9 protein-coding genes are annotated in these 8,634 nt (G+C 72.9%); all 9 read left to right on the top strand.

Annotation, left to right across the window (positions count from 1 at the left end):
• The first annotated feature begins 15 nt into the window (after positions 1–15).
• Positions 16–324: an acyl carrier protein gene (locus AB0B63_RS10015; RefSeq protein ID WP_208566792.1), complete on the top strand. Its 309-nt coding sequence runs from the start codon at positions 16–18 to the stop codon at positions 322–324.
• A 2-nt stretch (positions 325–326) separates the two neighbouring features.
• A complete protein-coding gene (locus AB0B63_RS10020) occupies positions 327–1,151 on the top strand; it encodes an alpha/beta hydrolase (RefSeq protein WP_244252177.1) in 825 nt (274 codons plus the stop codon).
• 26 nt (positions 1,152–1,177) lie between these two features.
• Complete coding sequence (locus AB0B63_RS10025; RefSeq protein ID WP_219462966.1) at positions 1,178–2,140, top strand: sulfotransferase domain-containing protein; 963 nt, start codon at positions 1,178–1,180, stop codon at positions 2,138–2,140.
• 89 nt (positions 2,141–2,229) lie between these two features.
• Complete coding sequence (locus tag AB0B63_RS10030; protein WP_357016551.1) at positions 2,230–4,059, top strand: hypothetical protein; 1,830 nt, start codon at positions 2,230–2,232, stop codon at positions 4,057–4,059.
• 191 nt (positions 4,060–4,250) lie between these two features.
• Complete coding sequence (locus AB0B63_RS10035) at positions 4,251–5,246, top strand: PHB depolymerase family esterase (RefSeq protein ID WP_357016530.1); 996 nt, start codon at positions 4,251–4,253, stop codon at positions 5,244–5,246.
• Positions 5,247–5,329: 83 nt separating this feature from the next.
• Positions 5,330–6,490 (top strand): ABC transporter ATP-binding protein, encoded by a 1,161-nt coding sequence (locus AB0B63_RS10040; protein WP_219462968.1) that lies wholly within the window; start codon positions 5,330–5,332, stop codon positions 6,488–6,490.
• Positions 6,487–7,314, top strand: a complete 828-nt coding sequence (locus AB0B63_RS10045) for an ABC transporter permease (RefSeq protein ID WP_307799143.1) — start codon at positions 6,487–6,489, stop codon at positions 7,312–7,314. Before AB0B63_RS10040 ends, AB0B63_RS10045 begins: the two co-directional genes overlap by 4 nt.
• Positions 7,315–7,374: 60 nt before the next feature.
• On the top strand, positions 7,375–8,232 hold the full coding sequence (locus tag AB0B63_RS10050) for a 3'(2'),5'-bisphosphate nucleotidase CysQ (protein WP_357016534.1): 858 nt from the start codon (positions 7,375–7,377) through the stop codon (positions 8,230–8,232).
• Positions 8,229–8,634 (top strand): phosphoadenosine phosphosulfate reductase family protein (locus AB0B63_RS10055; protein ID WP_357016536.1); only part of this gene is annotated, 406 nt, incomplete at its 3' end. The genes AB0B63_RS10050 and AB0B63_RS10055, both read left to right, overlap by 4 nt.

Here is an 8,634-nt window from a genome sequence, read left to right on the forward strand (position 1 = left end):
GAAGGAGCAACGATCATGCCCGCGGCCCAGGACACCATCCTCGCCGAGCTCACCGAGATGATCGACGCCGTACTGGGCGACTTCGCCGACGACCAGGTGGTCACCATGGACACCACGTTCTCCGGTGACCTGGGGATGGAGAGCATCGACGTGGTCGCGCTCGCCGGTCGGCTCCAGTCCCGCTACGGCGACACGGTGAACTTCGCCCACTTCGTCGCCAAGCTGGACCTGGAGACCGTCCGGGAGTTGAAGGTCGGCCAGCTCGTCACGCACATCGCCGAGTCGCTGGGGCAGGCCGACGAGGTCGGGGCGGGCAGCCGGTGACCATGGTCCGGGCGAACGGGATCACCCTGCACACGCAGCGGCTCGATCCCCCCGGTCCGGCCGTCGACGGCCGGACCGGGCCGACGCCGACCGCCGTGCTGATCCACGGGATGGCCTCGGACACCATGGCGAGCTGGTACTTCACCCTGGCCGAGCCGCTGTCCCGGGCCGGCTTCCCGACCGTCCTGTACGACCTGCGCGGCCACGGGCGCAGCGAGCGCCCCGCCACCGGGTACGCCCTGGACGACTTCGTCGACGACCTGGCGGCGCTGCTGGCCGCCCTGGACGTCACCGGGCCGCTGCTGTTGCTGGGCAACTCGTTCGGCGGGACCATCGCGTTCGGGTACGCCGCCCGGCACCCCGAACGGGTGGCCGGCATCGTGACCGTGGAGTCCGCGCCACCGGTCCCGGAGTGGATGCGCCGGGTCCGTGAGCGGCTGGCCCGGGTCGCCGACCGGCTGCCCCGGGCCGGCGCGGTCACCGAGATCGGGGCCCGGCGGGGCCGGGTCGCCGCCCAACGGGCCGCCGAGACGCACCGGATGCTCACCGACACCAGTCTGGCGCAGGAGTTGCCGGCGAGCCCGCTGCCGACGGCCGGGGCGCTGGCCGCGATCGACTGCCCGGTGCTCTGCCTCTACGGCGGCGACTCGGCGGTGGTGGAGCTGGCCCCGACGGTACGCGGGCTGCTGCCGCAGACCCGGGTCGTGGTGCTGCCCGACCAGCGGCACACGGTGCTGATCGACCGGCCGGAGGAGGTGCGCCGGCAGGTCTTCGCCTGGCTCGCCGAGGACTGCTCACTCGACGTGGCCCAACCCACCACCGCATGACGACGCGACACGCAGGAGGAGTACCGATGGACACCCCGATCACCGGCCGGTCGATCATCATCAGCAACGGTCGGTGCGGCTCCACGCTGCTGTCCGACCTGATCCACGAGGAGCCGGACACCCTGTCGGCCCAGGAGTTCTTCATGTCGGTCGCGCCGTGGGCGCGCAGTGCCGAGGTGCTCACCGGCGCCGAATACTGGGCGGTGCTGGCCAGCCCCAAGGCGGAGCTGTCCACGCTGTTCCGGATCGGCCTGCCGCCGAAGGAGGTCCGTTACCCGGCCACCGGCCGGTGGGCCGACCGGCTCACCGAGCTGCCCCGCATCCTGGCGATCACGCTGTCGAAGCTGACGCCCGACCCCGATGCGCTGTTCGACCAGCTCGCCGAGCGGGTGCCGCAGTTCCGCACCCAGACGGTGGCCCAGCACCACCACGACTTCCTGGATCTGCTCGCCGTGCTGACCGGCAAGACCCGGTGGGTGGAACGCTCCGGCGGCTCCAGCCACGTGGCGCCGTACCTGCTGCGGGGGTTCCCGGACTGCAAGGTCGTCTACCTGACCCGCAGCTGGGAGGACACCGCGCGGTCGATGAGCCGGCACTCGTCGTTCCAGCTCATCCAGTTGCGGGTGGAGTTCCTCGGCCGGTGCGGCCTGGACCCGTTCCGGGTCGGCGCGGACCAGGCGGTGCCGGAGGACCTCCAGCCGTACCTGCCGGACCGGTTGACCGCCGACGCGCTGCGCGAGCGGGGCCAGGACCTGCGCCGTTACCTCGGGTTGTGCGCCTTCATGAGCAGCCAGGCCGACCAGGCGCTGCGGGACGTGCCCCCGGCGCACCTGCTGCGGATGTCCTACGAGGACCTGGTCGCCGACCCGGTGGCCGAGCTGACCGGTCTCGGCCGGTTCCTGGACTTCCCCGACCCGTCCGGGTGGGCCGAGCGGATGGCGTCGCGGGTCGTCGCCCCGGCGCCCCGGAAGCTGCCCGCCGCCGTCTAGGCGGTCCCTGTGTGTCCCTGCCCGCTACCGGGTCCGGTCCGCCGGGCCCGGGAACGGGTGTCCACCTTCCTTCGAAAGAGAGATTGTTGGTGAATCCACTCCGGTTCTCCGCACGGCGGTTGTCGACCGCCGTCGCCGTACTCGGGCTCGGGTCGGTGTTGGCGGTTCCCTCGGCGGCGCTCGGTGCGCCACTCGACGCCGCCGACCCCGGCAGCGCGGCCAGCGTGGCCGGCGCGCAGCAGAGCAGCCCGCAACTGCTCGCCAAGGCCCAGCCGGACGAGTGCTTCGCCGGGATCGGGCTGCCGTACCCGGCCGGGCCGCCGTGCGCCGAGGGCAAGGCCAAGGTCAACCAGGCGTACCTGTGGGGGATGACCCGGGTCGGCAAGATGCTGTGGTTCGGCACCGGAGCGAACGTCAACTGCCTGACCAGTGGGCGGGCCCTGCGCAACACCACGCCGACGGTCAACGACGACTGGGTCTGCGAGTACGGCGAGAGCCAGGTCGCCAAGCGCAACCCGCAGTTGCCGCCGATCCTCGGTGACCACCGGCAGCCGCGCCTGTACACCTACGACACCCGCGCCAACAAGCTGGTCGAGAAGACCGACCTGGTGAAGGCGGCCTCCACCGAGGACTCGAACCGGTTGCAGACCACCGCGGGCATCCGGGCGGCCGGCAGCTTCAACGGGGTGGCCCTGCTGGGCGGCCCGGCGCTCGGCACCAGCGTCAACCTGTTCGCGTTCGACACCGACACCGGCGCGTTCCTCGGCTCCCGCAACTTCCCGATGTACGGCAACATCCGGCACTTCACGGTGGCCGGTGACGCCCTGTACGCCGGGGTGGGCGTCGGCGCGAACGGTGGCGAGCGCGGCAACGTGCTGCGCTGGGCGGGCAGCAAGTCCGACCCGTTCGCGTTCACGGTGGTGGCGAACCTGCCGGCGCAGGCCGCCGACCTCACCGTCCACCAGGGGCGGCTGTTCGTGACCACCTGGCCGGGCTCGGACGCCGAGCTGGCCGGCCCGACGGCTGGTTCGGCCGCCCCGCCGCCGAGCATCGCCGCGGTCTGGATGAGCCCGCTGCTGGCCTCGGGTGCCCCGGGGCTCAACCCGGAGGACGCCGACGGCTGGCAGCAGGTGTGGAACGTGTCGGAGTACGAGCCGGACCCGGTGGTGGCCCGCGCGTACGCCCTGGGCGGCCTGGCCTCCTACGGCGGTTTCCTCTACTGGGGCACGATGCACGTGCCGATGAAGGCGACCACGGTACACATGGCGACCTACCCGCCGGCGGACGAGGCCGCGGCCCAGGCCACCATCCAGAACACCCAGCGGTCGATCAGCATCTACCGGGGCCGCAACTTCGGCTCCCACTTCGAGAAGGTCGACCTGTTGTACGGCGCGACGGAGCTGCCCGCGTACGACCCGGCGGCCAACAACGGGGCCGGGGCGTGGGCGTTGCAGTCGACGCACCAGACGCCGAAGTTCGGCCCGCCCGGTTTCGGTAACCCGTACAACAACTACACCTGGAAGATGGTGGTGGCCGGCGGGAAGCTGTACGTCGGCACGATGGACTGGAGCTACCTGGCCAAGGAGCTGGGCAAGGAGACCGCCGCCGAGTTGGGCCTGTCACCGGCGTTGGCCGACGACCTGGCCCGGGCGCCGATGGACGCGGCCGGGATGCGCTCCAGTGCCCTGCCGGAGGCGGTGTACGGCGGTGACCTGTACGCCTTCTCGTCGCCGACGAAGCCGGCGACGACGGTGGACAACACCGGGTTGGGCAACTACCTGAACTACGGCATCCGCAACATGGTCGCCGACGGTCCCACCCTCTACCTGGGGATGGCGAACCCGATGAACCTGCGGGCGGACCCGACCGACGACGTCCCCGAGGGTGGTTGGGAACTGCTCCGGCTCCGGGGCTACTGAGCTGAGGCGTCGGCCCGGTGACCGCGTCGTCGCCGGGCCGGCGGCCTCCGCCGTCCCTTGCCCAATCCTGGCGCGTCCCTGACGTTGCTCGAACATTCCCGGGCGAAAGTATTGATATGATGCCTTTTACCGTTTTTCGCCCTGAAGTCGGGCAGCATTCCGCCCGGCCGGGCCGGTCGGCTCGTCGGCTCGTGGGGGCGCTCGCCCTGCTCGTCGCGCTGACCGCCCCCGCCGGATGCAGCCCCCGCCGCGAGGACGCCACGCCCACCGGCGGCACCGCCCCGCCCGCCAGCGCCGCACCCTCCGCCGACGCCCGGCCGGACGTCGCCGTCGGCAGCTCCACGCACACCATCACCGTGGACGGGCGGGAACGCAGCTACCGGCTCTACCGGCCCGCCTCGGCGGACCTCAGCGGGCCGGTCCCGCTGGTGGTGATGCTGCACGGCGCGGCCGGCACCGGCGAGCAGGCCGAGCAGGCGTACGGCTGGACGGCCCAGGCCGACCGGGACGGCTTCCTGGTGCTGTTCCCGGACGGACTGAACCGGGCCTGGGCCATCGGTCCACAGTGCTGCGGCGCACCCGCCCGGGAGGGCGTCGACGACGTCGGCTTCATCACCGAACTGGTCACCACCGTCGGCCGGGAGCTACCGGTCGACCCGGCCCGCCGCTACGTCACCGGGATCTCCAACGGTGGGCTGCTGGCGTACAAGCTGGTCTGCGACACCACGACGTTCGCCGCGATCGGCGCGGTGGCCAGCACCCTCACCGGGCAGTGCGCCGATCCGAAACCGGTCTCGGTGCTGCACATCCACGGCCGCCAGGACCAGACCATGCCGTACGCCGGTGGCCCCGGCCGCCGGGACAACGGCGGCACCGGCCGCAACCCGGTCAAGATCGACGGTCCGCCCACCACCGAACTGGCCGCCCGCTGGCGCTCCGTCGACTCCTGTGGCGCACCGAAGGTGACCACCGACGGACCGGTCACCCGCACGACGGCGAACTGCGCCCAGGGCCGCGCCGTCGAGCTGATCACCGTCGCCGACGCGGGACACCAGTGGCCCGGCGGACGACCCAACCCGCCCCGGGCGGAGAAACTGCTCGACCTCGATCCCCCCTCCACCGCGCTGAACGCCACCGACACCATCTGGCGGTTCTTCGCCGCGCACCCCCAGCCCTCCGGCGGCTGACGGCACCACCACCGGCCCCGGCTGCTGACGGCACCACCCGCCGGCCGGGGTCGGTACCCGCACCCCACAGGACAGGAGTTGAGATGCCCAGCAGAGACGGGCCGGCAGTGGTCGAGGTCGACGACCTCGTCAAGCGTTATCCCCGCGCGGACACCAACGCGGTGGACGGGCTGTCGTTCACCGTCGCGCCGGGCGAGATCTTCGGGCTGTTCGGGCCGAACGGGGCCGGCAAGTCCACCACCGTCGGCATCCTGACCACCCGGTTGCGGGCCACCGGCGGCCGGGTGGTGGTCGGTGGGGTCGACGTGGGCCGGGACCCGGCCGCCGCCCGCGCCCAGCTGGCCGTGGTGCCGCAGCACAACAACCTGGACCGGGCCCTGACCCCCCGGCAGAACCTGGTCTACCACGCCACCTACCACGGGGTACGACGTCGGGAGGCGCAGGCCCGCGCCGCGGAGCTGCTGGAGCGGTTCGGTCTCACCGAACGGGCCGACCGGCGGATCGAGGCGTACTCGGGCGGGATGGCGCAGCGGTTGATGATCGCCCGGGCGCTGACCCACGAGCCGACGGTGCTCTTCCTCGACGAGCCGACCAACGCCCTCGACCCGCAGACCCGCCTGTTGATCTGGGGGCAGCTGCGCGAGCTGCGGGCCCGCGGGGTGGCGATCGTGCTGACCACCCACGCGATGAACGAGGCGGCCCGGGTGGTCGACCGGGTCGGCATCGTCGACCACGGCCGGCTGCTCACCCTCGACACCCCCACCAACCTGGTCCGGGGCCTGGCCGGGGACGCGCTGCTCGACCTCACGGTCACCCCGGCCGGCGGGGACGACCCGGACGCGCTCTGCGCCGCCCTGGGCGAGCTGACCGGCGTACGCAAGGCGGAACGGTTGGCGACGCCGACCGGCCCGCCCGGCGGGCGACCGGGCGGGCTGGCCGGTGTCGGTGCGGGTGGTGCCGCGATGTTGGCCGCGCTCGCCGCCGGTGGTGGTGGGCGGCCCGGTGGCGGCCGGTTGGCCGCCCTGGCCGGGGCGGGCCTGCTGGGGCGCGGCGGCGGCGCGGCGGGCAACGGCGGCCGGGGCCGGCTGCGCATCCGCCTGCACCTGGCCGGCGACGCCGCCACCCTGCTCGGCCCGGCGGTGGCCGCGCTGGCCGCCCGGTCGGCGGCGGTCAACGCGGTCGACATCAGCGAACCCAGCCTGGAGGACGTCTTCATCGAACTCACCGGAAGGCAACCGAGGTGACCGCTCTCGACACCCCGACCCCACTGCGCCCGGCCACCGAGCCGCGCTCCCGCCCCGGCACCGGGCGGGTGTTCGCCGCGGTGCTGCGCCGCGACCTGATGGTCACCGGCCGGGAACTGTGGGTCATCCTGGTGCAGGTCGGGTTGACGCCGCTGTTCATGCTCTTCGTCTTCGACACCGTCCTGGGCAGCCAGGGCCTCGTCGGGCGCGGCTTCGCCGACGTCTTCCTGCCCGGCATCATCGCGCTGGCCGCTCTCACCACCGCGTTGCAGAGCGTGGCCCTGCCGCTGGTGAAGGAGTTCGGCTTCACCATGGAGATCGAGGACCGGTTGATGGCGCCGCTGCCGACCGGGTACGTCGCGATCGGCAAGCTGGTGATCGCCACCATCCGGGGCCTGCTCGCGGCCGTGCTGATCTATCCGCTCGGGGCGCTGATGGTCGGTTCCGCGCCGTGGCGGCCGGCGGGGCTGCCGCTGGCGTTCGTGGTGGCGCTGCTCGGGGCGTGGATCGGCGGGGCGATCGGGATGAGCCTGGCCACCACCCTGCCGGTGCAGCGGATCAACGTGACCTTCTCGGTGATCCTCACCCCGATCATCTGGACCGGCTGCATCCACTACCCCTGGCCCCGGCTGTCGTCGGTGCCCTGGTACCAGGTCGTCACCGCGCTCAACCCGATGACGTACGTCTCGGAGGGGGTGCGCGGGGCGTTGCTGCCCGGCGTGCCGCACCTGCCGGGGTGGGTGTGCCTGACCGTGCTGACCGGGGTGGCCGTCGTGCTGACCTGGGTCAGTGTCCGCTGCTTCAACCGTCGGGCGATCCAGTGACCAGCCGCGCCCGGCACCGCACCCGCACCACGCCCGTTCCCGACAGGTCGAGGAGTTGCCATGGTTGACCCCACCATCGCCGAATCCGACGCGGCGCTCGCCCGCCGGCTCGCCGTCCTCGCCGGTGAGCTGCTGCTCCGGGTACGTGCCACCCACGGTCACGCCGATCCCGCCGCGTTGAAGGCCGCCGGTGACCGGGCGTCGCACGACTTCCTCCGGGCCGAGCTGGCCCGGTGGCGGCCCGCCGACGCGGTGTTGTCCGAGGAGGACGAGGGCTCGCGGCTGGTCGACGGCGGCGACACGGTGTCCCGCCGGACCGCCGACCGGGTGTGGATCGTCGACCCGTTGGACGGCACCCGGGAGTTCTCCGAGCCGGGGCGTGCCGACTGGGCGGTGCACGTGGCGCTCTGGGCCCGCGACGCGGCCACCCCGCACGGGTTGGTCGCCGGGGCGGTCGGGTTGCCGGCGCAGAGCCGGGTGCTGGCCACCGACGATCCCACCGCACCGTCGCCCCCGCCCGGCGGGGTGATCCGGCTCGCGGCCAGCCGCAGCCGTCCCCCCGCGTTCCTGGCCGTGCTGGCCGAGGAGGTCGGCGCGGAACTGGTGCCGATGGGTTCGGCGGGGGCGAAGATCGCGGCGGTGGTGACCGGTGAGGTGGACGCCTACATCCACGCCGGCGGCCAGTACGAGTGGGATTCCGCCGCACCGGTGGCGGTGGCCACGGCCGCCGGGTTGCACGCGTCCCGCATCGACGGTTCCCCGCTGACCTACAACGAGGCGGACCCCCGGCTGCCCGACCTGCTGGTCTGTCGCGACGAGCTGGCCGGGCCGCTGCTGGCCGCGCTGCGACGGCAGCTGGCCGGCACGGCGGTCCCGTCCGGTTCCCCCGTCCCCCACCCCGGAAAGGACCCGAGATGAGCAGCGGATCGGCTGCGTACCAGGTCTCCCAGCTCGACGAGCTGGAGGCGGAGAGCATCTTCGTGATGCGTGAGGTGGTCGCCGAGATGGAGCGGCCGGTGCTGCTCTTCTCCGGTGGCAAGGACTCGATCGTGATGCTGCGCCTGGCGCAGAAGGCGTTCGCCCCGGCCGGCATCCCGTTTCCGGTGATGCACGTCGACACCGGGCACAACTTCCCGGAGGTGCTCGACTACCGCGACCGACGGGTGACCGAGTTGGGTCTGCACCTCATCGTGGCCAGCGTCCCGGAGGCGCTCACCCGGGGCCTGGTCCGCGAGTCCGGTGACGGGATGCGGAACCGGATCCAGACGCCGGTGTTGTTGGACGCGGTGGAGAAGCACCGGTTCGACGCGTTGTTCGGTG

The sequence above is a fragment of the Micromonospora sp. NPDC049081 genome, assembly GCF_040648835.1.
GTDB lineage: Bacteria > Actinomycetota > Actinomycetes > Mycobacteriales > Micromonosporaceae > Micromonospora > Micromonospora antibiotica.